The organism is Pseudarthrobacter sp. NPDC058119 (assembly GCF_042884655.1).
GTDB lineage: Bacteria > Actinomycetota > Actinomycetes > Actinomycetales > Micrococcaceae > Arthrobacter.
This window is the reverse complement of record NZ_JBHVTN010000001.1, coordinates 635053-655829: the sequence shown is the minus strand read 5'-3', so window position 1 is coordinate 655829 and position 20777 is coordinate 635053. Positions and strand designations below refer to the sequence as shown.

Below are 20777 nucleotides of genomic sequence, written 5' to 3'. Positions count from 1 at the left end.
GGGCAACCGCACTAAACCCCCCAAACAAGGGTGTGCAGGTGGCTATTCACCCCGCTTGGGCGCTGGCATAGGCTCGAGGCAGTTCCATCCATCCGTCCCGGGTTCCGTCCGGCCGCCGATGGCCCTTACGAAAGAGGTTGCACACCGTGGTCCAAACCTTGCAGAACTTCATCAACGGGGAGTTCGTCACCCCTGCCGGCACTGCCCTGCTGGATGTGGTCAACCCCACCAACGGCGAAGTGGTGGCCCAGGCCCCCGTTTCGGTGCAGGCCGACGTGGACGCGGCCATGGCGGCCGCCAAGGATGCCTTCCGGACGTGGAAGCACGTGACCCCGGGCCAGCGCCAGCTGATGCTGCTCAAGCTCGCCGACGCCATCGAGGCCAACAGCGACGAACTCGTCGAAGCCCAGCACCGCAACACCGGCCAGGTCCGGTCGCTTATCGCCTCCGAGGAAGTGGCCGCTGGCGCCGACCAGCTGCGTTTCTTCGCCGGTGCCGCCCGGATCCTGGAAGGCAAGTCCGCCGGGGAGTACTTCGAGGGGCACACCTCCTATGTCCGCCGTGAACCGATCGGCGTGGTGGCCCAGGTGGCCCCGTGGAACTACCCCTTCCTGATGGCCATCTGGAAGATCGGGCCCGCGCTCGCGGCCGGCAACACCGTGGTCCTCAAGCCTTCCGACACCACCCCAGAATCCACGCTGGTCCTGGCCCGCCTGGCCGGTGGGATCCTGCCCGCGGGCGTCCTGAACGTGGTGCTGGGCACCGGCGAAACCGGCGCCATGATGGTGGAGCACAAGGTCCCCGGCCTGGTGTCCATTACAGGCTCGGTCCGTGCGGGAATCGCGGTGGCCTCGGGTGCCGCCAAGGGCCTCAAGCGCGCGCACCTGGAGCTCGGCGGCAAGGCCCCGGCCATCGTGTTCGCCGACGCAGACATCAAGAAGAGCGCCGCGGCCATCGCCGAGTTCGCGTTCTTCAACGCAGGCCAGGACTGCACGGCCATCACCCGCGTCCTCGTGCAGGAATCAGTGCACGACGACGTCGTGGCCGCCATGGTGGAGCACACCAGGACCCTTCACACCGGCTCGCAGAACGACGAAGACAACTACTTCGGCCCGCTGAACAACGTGAACCACTTCAACGCCGTGACCTCCGTGGTGGAGAACCTGCCGGCAAATTGCCGGATCGAGACCGGCGGCCACCGTGCGGGGGAGAAGGGCTACTTCTTCGAACCCACGATCATTACAGGCGCCAAGCAGACGGACGACGTGGTCCAGAAGGAAACCTTCGGGCCCGTCATCACCGTCCAGAAGTTCAGCACCGAGGAAGAAGCAGTGGAACTTGCCAACGACGTCGACTACGCCCTGGCCTCCAGTGTCTGGACCACCAACCACGGCACCGCCATGCGCCTGAGCCGCGACCTGGACTTCGGTGCCGTCTGGATCAACACCCACATCCTGCTGACCGCCGAAATGCCGCATGGCGGCTTCAAGCAGTCCGGCTACGGCAAGGACCTCTCCATGTACGGCGTGGAGGACTACACGCGCATCAAGCACGTGATGTCCGCCCTCGACTCCTAATTCCGCTCCCACCTGTAAGAAAGAACATCATGACCACCACCGCATCAGACATCACCTTCCGCCTGGAGCAGAAGCGCAACGTCCAGGCCGACTTCCCGGGCCCCAAGTCCGTGGCACTGACCGAGCGCCGCAAGTCCGTGGTGGCTGCCGGCGTCGCCTCCAGCGTCCCGGTCTACGTTTCCGACGCCGACGGCGGCATCATCCACGACGTCGACGGCAACTCCTTCATCGACCTCGGCTCCGGCATCGCGGTGACCAGCGTTGGCGCGTCCGATCCCGCCGTCGTCGGTGCCGTCAAGGAAGCCGTGGAACACTTCACCCACACCTGCTTCATGGTCACCCCCTACGAAGGCTACGTGGCCGTCGCCGAGCAGCTGAACCGGCTCACCCCGGGCGACCACGAAAAGCGCACCGTCCTCTTCAACTCCGGCGCCGAGGCAGTGGAGAACGCCATCAAGGTGGCCCGCCTGGCCACCGGCCGGGACGCCGTCGTCGCTTTCGACCACGCCTACCACGGCCGCACCAACCTGACCATGGCACTGACCGCCAAGGCCATGCCGTACAAGACCAACTTCGGCCCGTTCGCGCCCGAGGTCTACCGGATGCCGATGAGTTACCCGTACCGCGAGGAAAACCCCGCCATCACGGGTGCCGAAGCCGCCAAGCGCGCCATCACCATGATCGAGAAGCAGATCGGCGGCGACCAGGTGGCCGCGATCATCATCGAACCCATCCAGGGCGAGGGCGGCTTCATCGTCCCGGCCGAGGGCTTCCTGCCGGCGCTGGCCGCCTGGGCCAAGGAGAAGGGCATCGTCTTCATCGCCGACGAAGTGCAGTCCGGCTTCTGCCGCACCGGCGAATGGTTCGCCGTCAACCACGAGGGCATCGTCCCCGACATCATGACCATGGCCAAGGGCATCGCCGGCGGCATGCCGCTGTCCGCGATCACCGGCCGCGCCGACCTGCTGGACGCCGTGCACCCCGGTGGCCTGGGCGGCACCTACGGCGGCAACCCGGTGGCCTGCGCCGCCGCGCTGGCGTCCATCGGCTCCATGGAGGAGTACGACCTGAACGCCCGTGCCAAGCACATCGAGTCCATCGCCATGGCGCGCCTGCAGGAACTGCAGTCCGAGCTGTCCACTGCCGGAACCGGCGTGATCGGCGACGTCCGCGGCCGTGGCGCCATGCTCGCCGTCGAACTTGTCCAGGCCGGGACCAAGGAACCGAACCCGGAGCTGACCAAGGCTGTTGCCGCCGCCTGCCTGAAGGAGGGCGTCATCATCCTCACCTGTGGCACCTACGGCAACGTCATCCGCCTGCTTCCCCCGCTGGTCATCACCGATGAACTGCTCGCAGACGGCCTGGATGTCCTCGCCGCCGCCATCAAGGCCAACGCCTAGCCGGGACAGTTTTACCCGGAAAACCCAGGAGGGCGGGCCCGCAGCTGCGGGCCCGCCCTCCTGGGTTTAAGCGTCGGTCAGGCCGCCTGCCGGATCGCTGCCCTGCGGGCCAGGGAGTTCCTGCGAGTGGTCCGCAGCATGTCCACGGTCAGCAGCAGCAGGGCCAGCCACACCACCCCGAACCCGATCCAGCGTTCAACGGTCATGGCCTCCCGGAACACCAGCAGCGCCACCAGGAACTGCAGCACGGGGGCGAAATACTGGAGCAGTCCGATGGTGGTCATGGGCAGCCGCCGTGCCGAGGCGCCGAAGAAGAGCAGCGGGACGGCGGTGATCACACCGGATGCCAGCAGCAGCCAGAAGTGCCCCGCCCCCTGGGAGGTCAGCGTGGAGCTGCCGCTCGCGGCCAGGACCACCATGGCGACGGCTGCCAGCGGGGCCAGCACCATGGTCTCCACGCTCAGGCTGGTGATGGCGTCCACTTTCGACCCCACCCGGTTCTTCACGAACCCGTAGAGGCCAAAGCTGAATGCCAGGGTCAGGGCAATCCAAGGCAGCTTCCCGTAGGAGTAGGTGAGCACGCCCACCGCCACGAAGCCGACGCCGACGGCGGTCCACTGCAGTGGCCGCAGCCTTTCCTTCAGGACCAGCACTCCCAGCAGCACCGAGACCAGCGGGTTGATGAAGTACCCCAACGACGTTTCCACTGCCTGCCCCGTCGTCACGCCGTAGGTGTAGGTCAGCCAGTTGATGGCGATCAGGAAGGCCGCCAGCGCCAGGGAACCAAAGACGCGCCGGTCCCTAAGCGCCACCACGAGCACGCCCCACGACCTGGTCACGGTGATCAGCAGGGCGCAGAACAGCAGGGACCACACCACACGGTTGGCCACTATCTCGACGGCGCCCGCCGGCATCAGGATGAAGAAGTACAGCGGGAGCATCCCCCACAAAACGTACGCGCCGATGCCGAACAACAGGCCCGCCGTGGACTCCTTGCTTGCCGGAGCCGGCGACTTTGCCGCCTGGGCCTGTGCCGCCTGCGACGGCGGCGCTGTGGTGGGAGCAACAGGGGCGGCGGGGGACGTTCCTTCTGGCATGGGCACGAAGTCCATAACAGCAGGCTCCTGGCAGGTATTCCAGCAGGTGGGCACGTATTCCGGAAAATAGTCAGTAGGCTTGCTTTCATGACACGCGTCCGTTTCCCGGAGCCCGCCCCGTGAGGCTCCGCCGCAGCAACGCCTCGGGCCGCGGCTACCGCAGGGTTGCCGCCGGCAAGGGCTTCAGTTACCGGGACCTGGATGGCTCCACCCTGCCGCCGGGTCCCCTCCGGGACCGGCTGGAAAGCATCGGCATCCCGCCGGCCTGGACCGACGTCTGGATCGCCCCCTTCGAGAACGGGCACATCCAGGCGACCGGCGTGGACGCCGTGGGGCGGCGCCAGTACATCTACCATCCCGAGTGGCGCGAGCGGAAGGACCGGGTGAAGTTCGACCGGTCCCTCCAATTGGCCGAATCGCTGCCCGCCGCCCGGAGGCTGGTCACCATGGACCTGCGCAGTGAAGGCTTCTCCCGGGAGCGCGTCCTGGCCGGGGCTTTCCGGATGCTGGACAGCGGATCCCTCCGGGTGGGGTCCGAGCGGTACACGAACGAGAACGGCAGCCGGGGCCTGGCCACCCTGCTGTGCGCCCACGTCCAGGTGCGCAAGGGCCGGATCCTGCTGCGCTTCCCGGCCAAGAGCGGCAAGGACTGGGAATCGGAAATCCGCGACCCCGATCTCGCCGTCCTGCTGCGCCTGCTCAAGCGCCGTGGCCCCAACGCCCGGCTCCTGGCCTACAAGGAGGGCAGGACCTGGCGGCCGGTCACCAGTGCTGACATCAATGCCTACGTGAAGGAGCGGACCGGCTCCGATTTCACGGCCAAGGACTTCCGGACACTCCGCGGCACGGTGGCGGCGGCGCAAAGCCTGGCCCGCACGGGTGTCCAGCGCACCGTTGCCAAGCGGAAGCGGGCCATCAGCCGCGCCATGTTCGAGGCCGCCGAAACGCTGGGCAACACTCCCTCCATCGCCCGCAAAAGCTACGTGGACCCGCGGGTGGTGGACCACTACCACGACGGCGAAACCATCGATCCGAAGCGCCTGGACTCGGCGGAAGCAGAACTCAGGGCGCTCCTGTACCGCGAAGGCAAGGTGGTGGCCCTGGCCGCCAACTAGAATGGGGGACTGTGCGCTGCACCAAGCGGCGCACCCTCATGAAACATGAGCAGGACCAGTTCAGAAGGGTTCCCGGTGTCCAATCACAGCGAAACCGCCGCCAACCGTCCCCTCCGCGTCGCCATCGTCGGCGCGGGACCGGCAGGAGTCTATGCTGCGGACATCCTCACGAAGTCCAGCGGGGTAAAGGAGGGCGACTTCCAGGTCAGCATCGACCTCTTCGAGGCCTACCCGGCGCCCTATGGACTGATCAGGTACGGGGTTGCGCCGGACCATCCCCGGATCAAGGGCATCGTCAACGCCCTGCACAAGGTCCTGGACCGCGGCGACATCCGCTTCCTGGGCAACGTGACCTACGGCCGGGACCTCACACTGCACGATTTCCGGGCTTTCTATGACGCCGTGATCTTCTCCACGGGTGCCATCAAGGACGCGGACCTGGACATTCCGGGCATCGGCTTGCGCGGCTCCTTCGGCGGTGCCGACTTTGTGTCCTGGTACGACGGCCACCCGGACGTGCCGCGGGAGTGGCCGCTGGAGGCGAAGGAAATCGCGGTGATCGGCAACGGCAACGTGGCCCTGGACGTGGCCCGCATGCTGGTCAAGCACCCCGAGGAGTTGCTCACCACGGAGATCCCGGACAACGTCTACCAGGGCTTGAAGTCGTCCCCCGTCACGGATGTGCACGTCTTCGGCCGCCGCGGACCCGCCCAGGTCAAGTTCACCCCGCTGGAGCTGCGGGAACTGAGCCATATGGACGACGTCGACATCGTCCTCTACCCCGAGGATTTTGAATTCGATGACGCCTCTGACGAGGCCATCCGCACCAACAACCAGGTCAAGACCATGGTGAACACCCTCACCAACTGGCTGGTGGAGGAGCACGCGGAGTCGGACAACCCCTCCTCCCGCAGGCTGCACCTGCACTTCCTGCACAGCCCCGTCGAAGTGCTCGACGACGGCACGGGCAAGGTGGGCGGCATCAAGTTCGAGCGCATGCAGCTGGACGGGACGGGCAACGCCAAGGGAACGGGGGAGTACATCGAGTACCCCGTCCAGGCCGTCTACCGGGCTATCGGCTACCACGGTTCTGCCCTGGATGAACTGGAGTATGACGCCAAGCGGGGCGTCATCCCGAACGAAGGCGGCCGGGTTCTCGACGCCGAAGGCAACCCCGTTCCGGGCATCTACACCACGGGCTGGATCAAGCGCGGCCCCGTGGGCCTGATCGGCCACACCAAGGGCGACGCACTGGAGACCATCGGCTTCCTGCTGGAGGACCGGTTGAACCTCCCGGCGGCCAAGAACCCGGACCCCCAGGCCATCATCGACCTGCTCGAAGAACGCGGCATCGAATTCACCACCTGGGAAGGCTGGAACAAGCTCGACGCCCACGAGGCGGGGCTCGGTGCCGCCTGGACCGGACCCGAGGGGCTGGACCACGTGGTCCGCGAACGCATCAAGGTGGTGCCGCGCGAGGAGATGATCCGTATCTCCCGCGGCTGATGACCTTTTTCCGGGAGGTTATGCCGGGCGGTGGTAGGTTGCTCCCATGCCCAGCTCTTTGATTGAGGTTCGACGCAGCTACACTCAGGATCAGCAGGTTGCCTTGATCGACGCGGTCCACGGGGCGCTTGTGGCCGCGTTCAAGATTCCGCAGGAAGACCGGTTCATCCGCATACTCTCCTACGAGCCGCACGCCATGGTGAATAGCCTGGCTGCGGGAGTCGCCGACGACTACACGCGGGTGACGGTCGACTGCTTCGCCGGGCGTTCGATCGAGGCAAAACGGAGGTTCTACACGGAGATCGTCGAGCGCCTCGAAAAGCTCGGTATTGCACGAGGCAATGTTTCCATCCTCCTTCGCGAGAGCCCGCCTGAAAACTGGGGCGCCGGCGGGATCGCGGCCTGCGACTACGACCTTGGCTTCAACATCAACGTTTGAAGGCCCGGGGCACTGCAGGGCACCAACCGGGCCAGGGACCGACGGCCGATGACATGGGGGTGCTGTCCGGCTATGCTGGCTGGGCCACCCTCCAGCCTGCCTCGCCGGACAAGACTCCGGAACGGGAGTTCGATGACGAACCTGCTCCACCCAGAACCGCGCCAGCGTGCCGCGCTGGCCGGCCACGAGCGCCTGGGATCGGACCCGGACGCGCCGGCCCCCGAGATCCCCGGGCTGCGCAACCTCATCAGGGAGTCCTGGCAGCGCTCGGCGGGCTTCAAGGCCAACCCTGACAATGCGGCGGCGCCGCTGGCCCTCGACTGGGACGAGCTGGAGGACTACCGCCGCCAGCACCCACTGGCAGCGATCATGCCGGTCATCAACAAACTGCTGGTCCAGCCCAGCCATGACAGCGGGCTCCTGGTTGCGGTGGGCGACGAGGTGGGCCGGCTGCTGTGGGTGGATGGCGACCCCACCCTGCAGCGCCGCGCCGAAGGCATGATGTTCGTTCCCGGCGCGGACTGGTCCGAGGCCAGCGTGGGCACCAGCGCACCCGGCACCGCCCTTGCCCTGGGCCGGGGGATCCAGATCGCCGGCGCCGAGCACTACCAGCGGACGGTCCATCCTTGGAGCTGCACCGCCGTCCCCTTCCACGACCCCGACTCCGGTGCCGTGCTCGGCGTCGTGGACATTACCGGAACGGCCACCGCGGTGGCTCCCCACACGTTGTCGCTGGTGGAGGCCACCGTGGCCGCCGCCCAGGCGCAGCTGCGGGTGGAGCGGCTGCAGCTTGCGGCGGAGCTTGCCAGGAAACCTGTCCGGCGACGGTCCACGGATGCCGCCGGACGCAACGGCGGTGCCACGGAAGGCAGCCTCTACCGCAACAGCCTGCAGCTGCTGGGGCGCGACCAGGCCCTGCTCAGCCTGGGTGGCAGGACCGTTTCCCTGTCCGCCCGGCACAGCGAGATCCTGGCCCTGCTGAGCGCGCATCAGGAAGGGCTCAGCGCCGAGGAACTCTGTTCGCTGCTGTACCCGGGGGAGGGCTCCACCATCACGCTGCGGGCCGAGATGGTCCGGCTCCGCAAGGTCATCCAGCAGCTGAGTCCCGACGCCGTCCCAGGCTCCCGCCCTTACCGTCTCCCGCTGGACCTGGTGCCGGACACCGGCCAGGTGCTCAGCTGCCTGCAGCGCGGTGCGCACCGCATAGCCCTGGAGATCTACCGCGGCGAGGTCCTGCCGCGCTCGGAGGCCCCGGGCATCCTCGACCTCAGGAACAGGGTGTCCTCCCTGCTCCGGGAAGCGGTCCTCACGGACGGCAGCGCCGAGTCCCTGCTCAAGTACGCTGCGCTCCCGGAGGCGAGGGACGACGTCGTCATCCGCCGTGCCGCGCTCCGCCTCTTGCCGCCGCGCTCACCCAAGCGGGCCGCCGTCGTGGCCGACCTGGAACGGCTGGAAGCCGAACTCCGCGCCTGAAAGCCGGCCCAGCGGCACCTGTTGTGACCTGCGTCGCATCGTTGCAACCTTGCTGCAACCTCCCCGCTCCTACGCTGGCTTCATCGGCGAGAGCCCTTATGGGCCAGCCTTCTGCACAGCAAAGGAGCTAAGCACATGACCGTTTACGCACAGCCGGGAACCGACGGTTCGAAAGTCACCTTCAAGGACCGGTACGAGAACTGGATTGGCGGCGAATGGGTGGCCCCCGTGAAGGGCCAGTACTTCGAGAACATCACCCCGGTGACCGGCAAGGCGTTCTGCGAGGTGGCCCGCGGCACCGCCGAGGACATCGAACTGGCCCTGGACGCGGCACACAAGGCCGCACCCTCGTGGGGCAAGACGTCCGTGGCGGAACGGGCCGCCATCCTGAACAAGATCGCCGACCGCATCGACGAGAACCTCGAGATGCTCGCCGTCGCCGAAACCTGGGACAACGGCAAGCCCGTCCGGGAAACCCTCAACGCCGACCTGCCCCTTGCCTCGGACCACTTCCGCTACTTCGCCTCCGCAGTCCGGGCCCAGGAGGGCAGCCTCTCCCAGCTCGATGACAACACCACCGCCTACCACTTCCACGAACCCCTCGGCGTGGTGGGACAGATCATCCCCTGGAACTTTCCCATCCTCATGGCGGTCTGGAAGCTCGCGCCCGCGCTCGCTGCCGGCAACACCGTGGTGCTCAAGCCCGCGGAGCAGACGCCGTCGTCCATCCTGGTGCTGATGGAGCTCATCGGAGACCTGCTGCCGGCCGGCGTCGTCAACGTGGTCAACGGCTTCGGCGTCGAAGCCGGCAAGCCGCTGGCCTCCAGCTCCCGGATCCGGAAGATCGCGTTCACCGGTGAGACCACCACCGGGCGGCTGATCAGCCAGTACGCCAGCCAGAACCTCATCCCCGTCACCCTGGAGCTGGGCGGCAAGAGCCCCAACATCTTCTTCAACGATGTTGCCCAGGAAGACGACGCCTTCTATGACAAAGCCCAGGAGGGCTTTGCGCTGTTCGCGTTCAACCAGGGCGAGGTCTGCACCTGCCCGTCACGGGCGCTGATCCAGGAGGACATCTACGACTCCTTCATGGCCGACGCCGTGGCACGGGTGGAAAAGATGATCCAGGGCAACCCGCTGGACACGGACACGCAGGTGGGCGCCCAGGCTTCCAATGACCAGCTGGAGAAGATCCTGTCCTATATCGACATCGGAAAGCAGGAGGGCGCCAAGGTGCTCACGGGCGGTGCGCGGGCCGAACTCCCCGGCGACCTCGCCGGTGGTTTCTACGTCCAGCCCACCGTGTTCGAAGGCCATAACCGGATGCGGATCTTCCAGGAGGAAATCTTTGGCCCCGTGGTGGCCGTGACCCGGTTCAGCGACTACAACGACGCCATGGGCATCGCCAACGACACCCTGTACGGACTGGGCGCCGGCGTCTGGTCCCGCAGCGGCAACGTTGCCTATCGGGCGGGCCGCGAAATCCAGGCCGGCCGCGTCTGGGTCAACAACTACCACGCCTACCCGGCAGGTGCCGCCTTCGGCGGCTACAAGTCCTCGGGCATCGGGCGTGAGAACCACGCCATGATGCTGGACCACTACCAGCAGACCAAGAACCTGCTGGTCAGCTACGACGAAAACAAGCTGGGCTTCTTCTAGGCCAGCCAGTACCACTACATCGACGCAAGGATTTCGCCAATGACGACGACAATGCAAGCAGCAGTAGTAACCGAATTCGGCACCGACCTGAAGGCCAAGGACATCGCCATCCCCCAGCCGGGGCCCGGACAGGCGCTGGTCAGGGTCCTGACCACCGGCGTCTGCCACACCGACCTCCACGCCGCGGAAGGCGACTGGCCGGTCAAACCATCCCCACCGTTCGTTCCCGGCCATGAGGGCGTGGGCGAAGTGGTGGCCCTCGGCGAAGGTGTTACCGACATCGCCATCGGTGACCTGGTGGGCAACGCCTGGCTGTGGTCAGCCTGCGGCGACTGCCAGTACTGCCGCACCGGGTGGGAAACGCTTTGCGAGGCCCAGCAGAACGGCGGCTACAGCGTGGACGGCTCCTTCGGCGAATACATGCTGGTGGACTCGCGGTTCGCGGCCCGCATACCGGCGGGATCCGACCCCGTCGAGGTGGCGCCGGTGCTGTGCGCCGGCGTCACCGTCTACAAGGGCCTGAAGATGACCGAGACCCGGCCGGGGCAGTGGGTCACCATATCGGGCATCGGCGGCCTGGGGCACATAGCCGTGCAGTATGCCGTGGCCATGGGGCTTCGTGTCGCCGCCGTGGACATCGCCGACGACAAACTGGCCCTGGCCAAGGCCCATGGCGCCGAACTCACGGTCAACGCGCTGCACGAGGACCCGGCCGAAGTGATCCAGCGGGAAACGGGAGGCTGCCATGGGGTGCTGGTTACGGCGGTGCACCCGTCGGCGTTCGGGCAGGCCATCGGCATGGCCCGGCGCGGCGGAACCATCGTGTTCAACGGGCTGCCCCCGGGGGACTTTCCTGCTCCGATCTTCGAGATTGTGCTCAAGGGACTGACCGTCCGCGGTTCCATCGTGGGCACCCGGCAGGATCTTGAAGAAGCCCTGGACTTCTATGCCCGCGGAAAGATCCATCCCACGGTGTCCGTGCGGGAGCTGTCCGAGGTCAACGCGGTGTTCGACGAGATGAAGCACGCCAAGATCGACGGCCGCGTGGTGCTGAGGTTCTGATGCCCGCTGAAGGGTTGGCCGCCGCCGTGACGCTGCCCGGGGAAGACTTTTCCCGGGTGGCGCTCACGCCCGCTGCCGTGGACCTGCTCCGGATGCTGTGGGACAGGCACGGACCGCTCATGTTCCACCAGTCCGGCGGCTGCTGCGACGGGTCGTCGCCCATGTGCTATCCGGCAGGGGACTTCATCACGGGTGACTCGGACGTGCTGCTGGGGCTGTTCGACCTGGCGGACGGGCTGCAGCCCCGGCCACTGGAATTCTGGATGTCCCGGGAGCAGTTCAACTACTGGAGCCACACCCACCTGACCGTCGACGTCGTACCGGGCCGGGGCAGCGGATTTTCCGTTGAAGCGCCTGAGGGTAAACGCTTCCTGATCCGGTCAATACTGATGGATTGGCCGTCCTAGGAAGTTCGACCAACAACGCCTCGGGGCTCTCCAATCGGAGGGCCCCGAGGTCGTTCGCAGAAGAATATTCGGCCGTAAGGGCGTCTCACTATTCGGGACAATTGGGACCGTCCAGTGGATGGACAGTATCGTTGATAGGTCTGTTTCCCTCACAAACCAGGATTGTGACCCCCAAATGAACCTTCTGCGGACAAAATCCATCGAGCAGTCGATCGCCGACGCCGATGAGCCCGGACGCAAGCTCAAGCGTTCCCTCAGCACCTGGGACCTCATGATCATGGGTGTCGCCGTTGCTGTCGGCGCCGGCATCTTCTCGGTCGGCGCCAAGGCTGCCGCCAACTTTGCCGGTCCCGCCGTGACGCTCTCCTTCGCGATTGCCGCGGTCACCTGCGCGCTGGCCATCATGTGCTACGCCGAGTTCGCCACGGCCATTCCCGTGGCCGGCTCCGCCTACGTCTTCACCTACGCCACCATGGGCGAACTCCTTGCCTGGATCATCGGCTGGAACCTGATCCTCGAACTGTTCACGGCCGCTGCCGTGATCGCCAAGTACTGGGGCATTTACCTCAGCAAGGTTTTCGCGCTCACCGGCCTGGACGTCCCGCCGGCCGTCTCGCTGGGCGGCGTGGACCTCTATTGGGGCGCCTTCCTGATCGTGGCCATCTTCACGGTGCTGCTGGTGCTGGGCACCAAGCTTTCCGCCCGCGTGGGCAACATCTTCACCCTGATCAAGATCGCCGTGGTGCTGTTTGTGATCGTGGTGGGCTTCACCTACGTGAAGTTCGAGAACTACACGCCGTTCGTTCCTGCAGCTGAGCCCACGGCCGGCAACGGCGCCGCGGATGTCCTGAAGCAGTCCTTCTTCGGTTTCCTGACCGGCGCCGCCCCCGCCCAGTACGGCACCATGGGCATCTTCGCCGGTGCCGCCCTGGTGTTCTTCGCCTTCATCGGATTCGACGTGGTGGCCACCTCCGCCGAGGAAGTGAAGAACCCGCAGAAGACCCTGCCCCGCGGCATCTTCGGCGGCCTGGCCCTGGTGACGCTGCTCTACATCCTCGTGTCCCTGGCCCTCACCGGCATGGTGTCCTACACCCAGCTGGCAGAAGCCAAGAGCCCCACCCTCACCACCGCCTTCGAAGCCGTGGGCGATACCTCGGCCGCCAAGGTCATCGCTTTCGGTTCCCTGGTGGGCCTGACCACCGTGATCATGGTGCTCCTCATGGGCCTGTCACGCGTGGTGCTGGCCATGAGCCGCGACGGCCTGCTGCCCCGGGCGCTCTCCAAGACCAGTGACAAGCGGTCCACGCCCGCCCGCCTCCAGATCATCTGCGGCGCAGCCGTCGCGCTGGTGGCAGGCCTGACCAACGTGGACCTGCTCGAGGAAATGATCAACATCGGCACCCTCTCGGCGTTCGTCGTGGTCAGCCTGGGCATCCTGGTGCTCCGCAAGAAGCGCCCGGACCTGAAGCCCGCGTTCCGCGTCCCGTTCGGCAAGGTGGTTCCTATCGTCTCCGCCGTGCTGTGCCTGTACCTGATGACCAACCTCGCCGTGGAAACCTGGATCTTCTTCGGTTTCTGGCTGCTCCTGGGCTTGGCCATCTACTTCGCGTACGGCCAGCGCCACTCGCGGCTCAACGAGCGCTTCGCCAAGGCGAACGCGTCGGTCAACGGCGCGCCAGCGGCCACCGGCGCGTCCGCTTCCGCTGTGGAGCCCGACGACGAAGATGAGCTGAGCCGGACCTGACGGTCGGCCGCACCAGCTCCTGAACTGCCCGTCCGGCTCCTGCCGGGCGGGCAGCCGCGTTTAGGGCGCCGCGTACCGGCCAACCCATTCCACGAGCGGCCTCAACTGCCGCCACCGTTCCGCGATCTGGTCCTTTGCGGCCGTTGTTGAGACCCATTCCGGCTGGCCCACCTCGACACCTGCGGACAGTGATTTGTGCTTGAGCAGTTCGGCGCGGGGATGGTCCTTGTCGAAACCGCGCGGGACGGTCTTCAGCTTCTCGCCCTCAATGGCAAAGCCCGCCCCTGCTACGGCATCCACAATCTCCTGTAGAGCGGCGCCGCTGGCGGAAGCGTCGGCTGCCGCGCGGAACCGCGCCAGCTGGGCAGGCGTATGGGAGTGGTAGCCGCCGCCGATCAACAGGCCATCGGCATTGACCTGGATATAGAAGCCAACGCCTTCCTGGCGTGCGGCAAACGCTCCCTGGGCGGTTTTGTATGGTGACTTGTCCAGCGAAAAACGGATGTCCCGGTTGGGGCGGAAGAGCTTGGCAGGTCCGAACTCGGGCTCCAGCTCGGCGAGCAGGAGGGTGAGCGGCTCCTTGACCGAGGCGTCATACGTTGCCTTGTGTTCCAGCCACCAGTCGCGGTTGTTGTTGTCCTCCAGCTGCGCGTAGAAGCGGAAGGCTTCCGGGGGAATGCCTGCGAAAGTGTTCATTTACGGAGCCTAGGGCCGCCGGCCCCGATCGGCCAGATCCCCCGGGCCGTATGTGCACAACCGGGGCCGGACAGCAGAACACCCCGCCACGGAAGACCGTGGCGGGGTGTTCTTCAATTCAGCCGGCAGGAGGCCTGACTAGCCGATCTTGTTGGCGGACTCAGCGTCCGAAGCCGGAGCCGACGGGGCTGCACCGGCACCGAGGTTGGCGCGCAGCTTGGCGCCCAGCTCGGCGTCGACGTTGGTCCAGTACTGGATGGCACGTTCCTTGATGTCGGAGCGCTTCACGCCGCCCACCGCACCGGTGATGGTCTCCAGGAAACGGGCCTTTTCACCTTCGTTGTAGACCTCGCGGTACAGCGCGCCGGCCTGCACGAAGTCGCCGTCCTCGGCGTGGAGGGAGTGCGCGGCGAGGGTCAGCTCGCCGTCGTTCTCCCAGCCGCCGGCCGGGTTCTGCGGCTCCACGGCAGCCGGGCCGCCAAAGGTGTTGGGGGCGTAGACCGGAACCGAGGGGGCGTTGAAGAGGAAACGTCCCTGGCCGTCCTGGCTGTAGTTGTTGACCTGGTTCTTGGGCTGGTTCACCGGGATCTGGGCGTGGTTGGTGCCCACCCGGTAGCGGTGTGCGTCCGCGTAGGAGAAGATGCGGGCCTGCAGCATCTTGTCCGGGGAAGCGGCAATGCCGGGCACGAAGTTCGACGGCGCGAAGGTGGCCTGCTCGATCTGCGCGAAGTAGTTCTCCGGGTTCTTGTTCAGCTCCATGGTGCCCACCTTGATCAGCGGGTAGTCCGCGTGCGGCCACACCTTGGTGAGGTCGAACGGGTTGAAGCGGTAGGTCTTGGCATCCTCGTACGGCATGACCTGCACGTGCAGGTCCCAGGACGGGAAGTTGCCGGCTTCGATGTTCTCGGACAGGTCGCGGATGTAGAAGTCCGCGTCGGAGCCGGCAAGCTGCTCGGCCTGCTCGGAGCTCATGGAGTTCACGCCCTGGTTGGACTTGAAGTGGTACTTGACCCAGAAACGCTCGCCCTCGGCGTTGATCCACTGATAGGTGTGCGAGCCGTAGCCCTGCATCTCGCGCCAGGAGGCGGGCAGGCCGCGGTCACCCATAAGCCAGGTGACCTGGTGGGCGGACTCGGGGGACAGGGTCCAGAAGTCCCACTGCATGTCGGCGTCGCGCAGGTGGGTGCCCGGCAGGCGCTTCTGGGAGTGGATGAAGTCCGGGAACTTGATGCCGTCGCGGATGAAGAAGACGGGGGTGTTGTTGCCCACGAGGTCATAGTTGCCCTCGCTGGTGTAGAACTTCACGGCGAAACCGCGGGGGTCGCGCCAGGTGTCCGGGGAACCGTTCTCGCCGGCCACGGAGGAGAAGCGGATCAGCATCTCGGTCTCGACGCCAGGCTGCAGGAACGCGGCCTTGGTGTACTTGGAAATGTCCTCGGTGGCCTTGAACGTGCCGAATGCGCCGCCGCCCTTGGCGTGCACTACGCGCTCCGGAACCCGCTCACGGTTGAACTGGGCGAGCTTCTCCACCAGGTAGTGGTCAGTCAGGATGATGGCACCATCGGCACCAACTGACTTCGAGTGTGCGTCGGACGTAACCGGTGCACCTGACTGGGTTGTGGAAACGGCAGTCATTGTTCTCCTATTTCTCTTTTTCTTGCGAGGGACTGTGGGGAGGAAGCTGTTGGGCCTGCTGGCATTCCTGGCAGATGCCCTGGTACATGACGTCCGCAATCTGGATGGTCATCGGCTTGGCGTCCGGGTTCCAGTGCGGTGTAAGGCAGGGGGCGTGGCCGACGGCGCAGTCCACGTCCTCCACGCGGCCGCAACTGATGCAGATGGCGTGGTGGTGGTTGTCGCCCACCCGCGTTTCATAGAGTGCGGGGGAGTGCGGCGGCTCGAACCGGCGCAGCATGTGCAGGTCCGTCAGGTCGCCGAGGACTACGTAAACGGACTGGGCCGTGAGTTCCGGCAGTTCCGTCCGGGCGGCCGCGAGGATGCTTTCGGCAGGGGAGTGGGGGTGGCGTTCGACGGCGGCGAGTACAGCGAGCCGCTGCTTGGTCACCCTGCGTCCGTGGGCGCGCAGGGCCGCAGCCCACGCGTCCTGGCCGTCAAAGTGCTCCGTCATGGCTCCATTGAAACACTTATTATTACTAACTCACAATAAGGCTCGGCTTACCTTCTCTCGCTGACCGCTAATGTTGCGGGGTGGGGAAAATACTTGCCGATGTCACGCCGCTCAAGGAAAGCCCCGCATTCCGCCGGCTGTGGCTGGGATCGGCGGTGTCCGCCGTCGGCAGCCAGCTGACCCTGGTGGCGGTGAGCCTTGAGGTGTACCGGCTGACGCAGGACAGCTTCTATGTGGGCCTGCTGGGGATCTTCGCGCTGGTGCCCCTGGTGATTGGCGGGCTGATGGGCGGCTCCATCGCCGACGCGCACGACCGCCGCCGCATCGCCCTGCTGGCCTCCACGGTCCTCTGGCTGACCACGGGACTGATCGCCCTGCAGGCCTGGGTGCAACTGGGCAGCGTATGGGTGCTGTACCTGCTCGTGGCACTGCAGAGCGGTGCGCAGGCCATCAACCAGCCGGCCCGCAGCGCCATCATCCCCATGCTGATCCGGAAGGAACTCCTGCCGGCAGCCAACGCGCTCAGCATGCTGTCCCTGGGACTGGCCATGACTGCCGGTCCCCTCCTGGCCGGCGTCCTGGTGGCCTGGCTCGGGTTCGGCTGGACCTACACCATAGACTTCGCCAGCTTCGCCTTCGTCCTGTGGGCTGTATACCGCCTCCCGCCCATGCCGCCCGCCGGCACCCGCAGCAAAGTGGGAATCCGTTCCGTGGTTGAAGGTTTCCGCTTCCTGGGCACCCGCCCCAACCTCCGGATGACCTTCATCATCGACCTTGTCGCCATGATCCTGGCCCAGCCGCGGGCCCTGCTTCCTGCCGTGGCCGCCCTCATGATCGGCGGCGGCGAGGCGACCGTGGGCATCCTGCTGGCGTGCACCGCCGTCGGGGCCTTCCTCGCCGGCCTGTTCTCCGGGCCGCTGGGCAGCGTGCGCCGCCAGGGGACCGCCGTCGTGGTTTCCGTGATGGGCTGGGGCGCGTCCATCGGCGCGTTCGGCCTGGTGGTGCTCCTCGCGGGGCCCGCCCCCGACGGTGCCATGACCTGGTGGCTGCTGCCCGCCGCCGCCTGCTGCGCCCTGGCCGGGATCGCCGACTCCATCAGCAGCGTCTTCCGCAACACCATCCTGCAGGCCGCCGCGCCCGACCACCTGCGCGGACGGCTGCAGGGCGTCTTCATCGTGGTGGTGGCCGGCGGCCCGCGGATCGGGGACCTGCTGGCCGGCGGCGCGACTAAGCTTTTGAGCGAGGGCTGGGTCCTGCTGGTTGGCGGTGTGCTGTGCATCGCGGGGGCGTGGCTGGCGGCGAAACTGCAGCCCGGTTTCCGGAAGTACGATGCCCGGAACCCGGTGCCCTAGCAAGCCGTTCCTTAAGCAAGGAGGAAACGTGCACAACCATCACAACGGCCTGAAGACCGCGGCGCTGTTCGGCGTGCTGTGGGCGGTGCTGCTGGGCCTGGGCGGACTGATCGGTGTGGGGACCCGCAGTTCCGCGCCCATCTGGATCATGGCCCTGGTCGGCGTCGGCACCACGTTCTACGGGTACTGGAACAGCGATAAAATCGCCATCCGCTCCATGCAGGCCTTCCCGGTCACCGAAGCCCAGGCGCCGCAGCTGTACCAGATTGTCCGCGAGCTCTCCATGCGCGCCAACCAGCCCATGCCGCGGATCTACGTCTCGCCTACGATGAACCCCAACGCCTTCGCCACCGGCCGCAACCCGCAAAATGCTGCCGTCTGCTGCACGGAGGGCATCCTTCAGCTGCTGGACCCGCGCGAACTCCGCGGCGTCCTGGGCCACGAGCTCATGCACGTCTACAACCGCGATATCCTCACCTCGTCCGTGGCGGCCGCCGTTGCCGGCGTGATCACCTCGGTGGGCCAGATGCTGCTGTTCTTCGGCGGCGGCGACCGGCGCAACGCCAACCCGCTGGCCATGATCGCCATGGCTTTGCTGGCACCCTTCGCGGCGTCGCTGATCCAGATGGCCATCTCCCGCACCAGGGAGTACGACGCCGACGAGGACGGTTCGCAGCTCACGGGAGATCCGCTGGCGCTCGCCTCAGCCCTGGCCAAGATCGAGCGCGGCGTCAGCATTGCCCCGCTGCCGCAGGACCAGCGGTTGGTCAACGCCTCGCACCTGATGATCGCCAACCCGTTCCGCGGCGGTGCCATGAACAAGCTGTTCGCCACCCACCCGCCCATGCGCGACCGGATCGCCCGGCTGGAACGGATGGCGGGCCGGCAGCTGTAGCCGGGACCCCGCCGTCGGAGGCCCTTCCGGCGACGCGCGCCTGATGTGACGACGCGCAGCTGCCCTGCCGACGCGCGAATTCGCCCGTGACGCGCAAAAAGGCTGGCGCACCCCGAATTTGAGGTGCGCCAGCCTTTCTGCGTGTCGTCCAACGTATCGCGCGTCGAAATACGACGGCGGGGGAGGACTAGCTGCGGAAGTTCACGAACTGCAGGTCCGCTTCCTCGAAGTCCTTCAGCAGGGCCATGGTGGCCTGCAGGTCGTCGCGGGACTTGGAGGACACACGCAGTTCGTCGCCCTGGATCTGCGACTTGACCGACTTGGGTCCTTCGTCGCGGATGAGCTTGTTGATCTTCTTGGCCAGGTCCTGGGCAATGCCCTCCTTGATGGAGGCTTCCAGGCGGTACTCCTTACCCGAGGCGTAGGGTTCCCCCTCGTCCAGGGACTTCAGTGAGATGCCGCGCTTAATCAGCTTGGACTGGAATACATCCAGGACGGCCTTGACGCGCTCTTCCGAGTTGGCCTTCATGAGGATCTTCTCGCCGCTGAAGTCGATCTCGGCGCCAACGCCCTTGAAGTCATAGCGCTGGGCGATTTCCTTCTGGGACTGGTTGAGCGCGTTGGCGACTTCCTGCTTGTCCACTTTGCTTACGACGTCGAACGTTGACTCGCCTGCCATGACTCTCCTTTGTTGATGGGAGCCCCGTGCGGATACAGGGCCTGGATCACTGGCATCCAGCCTAATACGGATGTCCGCGCCGGTGGGGGCCGCCCATTCACAGTTCCCTCTCAGCGGACGCACCGCGGGAACGAAGGACGGCTGGGGAGAGTTGGACCAGATGTACCGCAGTTGAAGGGAACACCATGCACCGCAAAGCCGCCCGTTACGTTACCCGCACGACGACCGCAGCAGCAGGGGCGGTCGCAACGGCGGCGTCATCGGTGGCCGCCGCTGCCGTGGCGGCCTCCATTGTCTTCAGCCCCGTGGCCGACGCCTCGTCCCGGATGGATGGCGTGCGTGCCGACCTGCAGCGGGCCGTGCAGCTGAACCAGATCACCGAGGAGCAGGCCCTGAGCTTCGAAGCGAAGTTGGCGGGACGGATCCTGGGGGAGGCCTGAGGGGCGAAATTCCGCGCCGTTCAGGCTGTTTCGCGGCGGCCGCATCCCCGATTCGATTCTTAGCCGGAAGTTCTGTAAAGTGTTCTTGCCCGCGGTTACTGAAGCGGAAAGGACCGGAAACGTTCCTTCCCAACACTGCATCGGCGGGTACTTCTTTTGAAGTTCGGCAGATTACCCGAGCGGCCAAAGGGGGCTGACTGTAAATCAGCTGGCAACGCCTACGGGGGTTCGAATCCCTCATCTGCCACCCAAGGAGAAGCCTCCGGAACCACCAGGTTCCGGAGGCTTTTTCGTTGCCGCATCGGACGCCCCATCACTTCCTGCCCCAACTCCGGGGACGCGCCATCACTTCCTGCAGGGAATCCGCCAACCCGCCATCACCCCGGCGTAGCCCGCTGACCGCGGGGCACTTTAGCCGCGGCAGGACGCCGTCGTGCTTCCCTAGGTGGTGGGGCGATGGTGGGAAAGCGGCCAAAGGTGATGGGGCGTTTAGAAGGACGCCAAGCAGGCTCTATCCGCCGTCGACACCATGGTGGTGCGGGCGTAATCTGGCAGCATCGGCGCACGTGCCCCGATGCCCTGCGTCGATATTTCCCATCGATGAAGGAGGATTCAGTGAGTGCCGTACGTGAATTCATGACCACTGATGCGCGATGTATCAGGGAAAACGAGTCCCTTGTGGACGCGGCCCGCATGATGATGGACCTCGACTGCGGGGCGCTCCCCATCTGCGGTGACGACGGCAAGTTGAAGGGCATGATCACCGACCGCGACATTGTGCTCAAATGCGTCGCCGCCGGCCGCGACCCCGGCCAAATGATGGCCCGCGACCTGGCCTCCGGCAAGCCGTACTGCGTTGATGCCGACGCCAACATCGACGAAGCCATCGGCATGATGGAGGAGCACCGGATCCGCAGGCTCCCGGTGATCTCGGACCACAAACTGGTGGGCATCATCAGCCAGGGCGATATTGCCCGCAACTACTCCGAACAGCGCGTGGGCGAACTGGTGGAACACATCTCCGAACGCCACACCGTGTAGCGCATCATCCCCTGGTCCGCGGATCCAGGCCCTGAAGGTCCGGACCCGCGGACATGCCGGGGATTCA

At 66.1% G+C, this 20777-nt stretch carries 19 protein-coding genes and 1 tRNA gene; 15 read left to right on the top strand and 5 right to left on the bottom strand.

The window, feature by feature from the left end:
• Positions 1-146: 146 nt before the first annotated feature.
• Both ACFVTD_RS03075 and gabT read left to right on the top strand, forming a co-directional pair.
• Positions 147-1577 (top strand): aminobutyraldehyde dehydrogenase, encoded by a 1431-nt coding sequence (locus tag ACFVTD_RS03075; RefSeq protein WP_387557843.1) that lies wholly within the window; start codon positions 147-149, stop codon positions 1575-1577.
• A gap of 29 nt (positions 1578-1606) precedes the next feature.
• Positions 1607-2977, top strand: a complete 1371-nt coding sequence (gene gabT, locus ACFVTD_RS03070; RefSeq protein WP_387557840.1) for a 4-aminobutyrate--2-oxoglutarate transaminase — start codon at positions 1607-1609, stop codon at positions 2975-2977.
• 77 nt (positions 2978-3054) lie between these two features.
• Here gabT and rarD read toward each other — a convergent pair whose 3' ends face one another.
• Entirely contained in the window at positions 3055-4074 is a 1020-nt protein-coding gene (gene rarD / locus ACFVTD_RS03065) for an EamA family transporter RarD (RefSeq protein WP_387557837.1), read from the bottom strand.
• A gap of 119 nt (positions 4075-4193) precedes the next feature.
• Here rarD and ACFVTD_RS03060 point away from each other — a divergent pair, with 119 nt between their 5' ends.
• From ACFVTD_RS03060 to ACFVTD_RS03025, 8 genes are all read left to right on the top strand, one after another.
• Positions 4194-5189 carry a DNA topoisomerase IB gene (locus ACFVTD_RS03060; RefSeq protein WP_387557834.1) on the top strand — a complete coding sequence of 332 codons (996 nt, stop codon included), beginning with the start codon at positions 4194-4196 and terminating at the stop codon, positions 5187-5189.
• A 45-nt stretch (positions 5190-5234) separates the two neighbouring features.
• On the top strand, positions 5235-6695 hold the full coding sequence (locus ACFVTD_RS03055) for an FAD-dependent oxidoreductase (protein ID WP_387557831.1): 1461 nt from the start codon (positions 5235-5237) through the stop codon (positions 6693-6695).
• A gap of 46 nt (positions 6696-6741) precedes the next feature.
• Positions 6742-7134 carry a tautomerase family protein gene (locus tag ACFVTD_RS03050; protein ID WP_387557828.1) on the top strand — a complete coding sequence of 131 codons (393 nt, stop codon included), beginning with the start codon at positions 6742-6744 and terminating at the stop codon, positions 7132-7134.
• Positions 7135-7266: 132 nt separating this feature from the next.
• On the top strand, positions 7267-8607 hold the full coding sequence (locus ACFVTD_RS03045) for a GAF domain-containing protein (protein WP_387557825.1): 1341 nt from the start codon (positions 7267-7269) through the stop codon (positions 8605-8607).
• Positions 8608-8742: 135 nt separating this feature from the next.
• Positions 8743-10266, top strand: coding sequence for an aldehyde dehydrogenase family protein (locus ACFVTD_RS03040; RefSeq protein WP_387557822.1), 1524 nt, complete (start codon positions 8743-8745; stop codon positions 10264-10266).
• A 39-nt stretch (positions 10267-10305) separates the two neighbouring features.
• Positions 10306-11328 carry an alcohol dehydrogenase AdhP gene (gene adhP / locus ACFVTD_RS03035; protein WP_387557819.1) on the top strand — a complete coding sequence of 341 codons (1023 nt, stop codon included), beginning with the start codon at positions 10306-10308 and terminating at the stop codon, positions 11326-11328.
• Entirely contained in the window at positions 11328-11735 is a 408-nt protein-coding gene (locus ACFVTD_RS03030) for a DUF779 domain-containing protein (protein WP_387557816.1), read from the top strand. Before adhP ends, ACFVTD_RS03030 begins: the two co-directional genes overlap by 1 nt.
• A 175-nt stretch (positions 11736-11910) precedes the next feature.
• Positions 11911-13479, top strand: coding sequence for an amino acid permease (locus ACFVTD_RS03025; RefSeq protein WP_387557813.1), 1569 nt, complete (start codon positions 11911-11913; stop codon positions 13477-13479).
• Positions 13480-13539: 60 nt separating this feature from the next.
• On the opposite strand, the gene ACFVTD_RS03020 is transcribed toward ACFVTD_RS03025, so the two are convergent.
• From ACFVTD_RS03020 to ACFVTD_RS03010, 3 genes are all read right to left on the bottom strand, one after another.
• The gene (locus tag ACFVTD_RS03020) at positions 13540-14175 is read right to left on the bottom strand and encodes a DUF2461 domain-containing protein (protein ID WP_387557810.1); all 636 of its coding nucleotides are present in this window, start codon (positions 14173-14175) and stop codon (positions 13540-13542) included.
• Positions 14176-14313: 138 nt separating this feature from the next.
• Positions 14314-15810 carry a catalase gene (locus tag ACFVTD_RS03015; protein ID WP_387557807.1) on the bottom strand — a complete coding sequence of 499 codons (1497 nt, stop codon included), beginning with the start codon at positions 15808-15810 and terminating at the stop codon, positions 14314-14316.
• A gap of 7 nt (positions 15811-15817) precedes the next feature.
• Complete coding sequence (locus ACFVTD_RS03010; protein WP_141182171.1) at positions 15818-16303, bottom strand: Fur family transcriptional regulator; 486 nt, start codon at positions 16301-16303, stop codon at positions 15818-15820.
• A gap of 80 nt (positions 16304-16383) precedes the next feature.
• Between ACFVTD_RS03010 and ACFVTD_RS03005 the strand changes: the two genes are divergently transcribed.
• Together ACFVTD_RS03005 and htpX are read left to right on the top strand one after the other, a co-directional pair.
• Positions 16384-17655, top strand: coding sequence for an MFS transporter (locus tag ACFVTD_RS03005; protein WP_387557804.1), 1272 nt, complete (start codon positions 16384-16386; stop codon positions 17653-17655).
• Between the two features lie 28 nt (positions 17656-17683).
• Positions 17684-18550 (top strand): zinc metalloprotease HtpX, encoded by an 867-nt coding sequence (gene htpX, locus ACFVTD_RS03000; protein WP_387557801.1) that lies wholly within the window; start codon positions 17684-17686, stop codon positions 18548-18550.
• A gap of 187 nt (positions 18551-18737) precedes the next feature.
• On the opposite strand, the gene ACFVTD_RS02995 is transcribed toward htpX, so the two are convergent.
• The gene (locus ACFVTD_RS02995; protein ID WP_141159686.1) at positions 18738-19229 is read right to left on the bottom strand and encodes a YajQ family cyclic di-GMP-binding protein; all 492 of its coding nucleotides are present in this window, start codon (positions 19227-19229) and stop codon (positions 18738-18740) included.
• Positions 19230-19414: 185 nt separating this feature from the next.
• Here ACFVTD_RS02995 and ACFVTD_RS02990 point away from each other — a divergent pair, with 185 nt between their 5' ends.
• The 3 genes from ACFVTD_RS02990 (at position 19415) to ACFVTD_RS02980 (ending at position 20710) form a co-directional block, all read left to right on the top strand.
• Positions 19415-19669 (top strand): hypothetical protein, encoded by a 255-nt coding sequence (locus ACFVTD_RS02990; protein ID WP_387557798.1) that lies wholly within the window; start codon positions 19415-19417, stop codon positions 19667-19669.
• 165 nt (positions 19670-19834) lie between these two features.
• Positions 19835-19916: transfer RNA gene (locus tag ACFVTD_RS02985), tRNA-Tyr, on the top strand.
• 368 nt (positions 19917-20284) lie between these two features.
• Positions 20285-20710: a CBS domain-containing protein gene (locus tag ACFVTD_RS02980; RefSeq protein ID WP_387557796.1), complete on the top strand. Its 426-nt coding sequence runs from the start codon at positions 20285-20287 to the stop codon at positions 20708-20710.
• Positions 20711-20777: the final 67 nt, after the last annotated feature.

What these genes read in the sequence shown, in the direction of transcription:
- ACFVTD_RS03040 (WP_387557822.1), top strand. Translation starts at nt 8,743, where the DNA reads ATGACCGTTTACGCACAGCCGGGAACCGACGGTTCGAAAGTCACCTTC.
- ACFVTD_RS02995 (WP_141159686.1), bottom strand. Translation starts at nt 19,229, where the DNA reads ATGGCAGGCGAGTCAACGTTCGACGTCGTAAGCAAAGTGGACAAGCAG.
- rarD (WP_387557837.1), bottom strand. Translation starts at nt 4,074, where the DNA reads ATGCCAGAAGGAACGTCCCCCGCCGCCCCTGTTGCTCCCACCACAGCG.
- ACFVTD_RS03050 (WP_387557828.1), top strand. Translation starts at nt 6,742, where the DNA reads ATGCCCAGCTCTTTGATTGAGGTTCGACGCAGCTACACTCAGGATCAG.
- ACFVTD_RS03030 (WP_387557816.1), top strand. Translation starts at nt 11,328, where the DNA reads ATGCCCGCTGAAGGGTTGGCCGCCGCCGTGACGCTGCCCGGGGAAGAC.
- ACFVTD_RS03010 (WP_141182171.1), bottom strand. Translation starts at nt 16,303, where the DNA reads ATGACGGAGCACTTTGACGGCCAGGACGCGTGGGCTGCGGCCCTGCGC.
- ACFVTD_RS03055 (WP_387557831.1), top strand. Translation starts at nt 5,235, where the DNA reads ATGAGCAGGACCAGTTCAGAAGGGTTCCCGGTGTCCAATCACAGCGAA.
- adhP (WP_387557819.1), top strand. Translation starts at nt 10,306, where the DNA reads ATGACGACGACAATGCAAGCAGCAGTAGTAACCGAATTCGGCACCGAC.
- ACFVTD_RS02990 (WP_387557798.1), top strand. Translation starts at nt 19,415, where the DNA reads ATGCACCGCAAAGCCGCCCGTTACGTTACCCGCACGACGACCGCAGCA.
- gabT (WP_387557840.1), top strand. Translation starts at nt 1,607, where the DNA reads ATGACCACCACCGCATCAGACATCACCTTCCGCCTGGAGCAGAAGCGC.
- ACFVTD_RS03045 (WP_387557825.1), top strand. Translation starts at nt 7,267, where the DNA reads ATGACGAACCTGCTCCACCCAGAACCGCGCCAGCGTGCCGCGCTGGCC.
- ACFVTD_RS03025 (WP_387557813.1), top strand. Translation starts at nt 11,911, where the DNA reads ATGAACCTTCTGCGGACAAAATCCATCGAGCAGTCGATCGCCGACGCC.
- ACFVTD_RS03020 (WP_387557810.1), bottom strand. Translation starts at nt 14,175, where the DNA reads ATGAACACTTTCGCAGGCATTCCCCCGGAAGCCTTCCGCTTCTACGCG.
- ACFVTD_RS03015 (WP_387557807.1), bottom strand. Translation starts at nt 15,810, where the DNA reads ATGACTGCCGTTTCCACAACCCAGTCAGGTGCACCGGTTACGTCCGAC.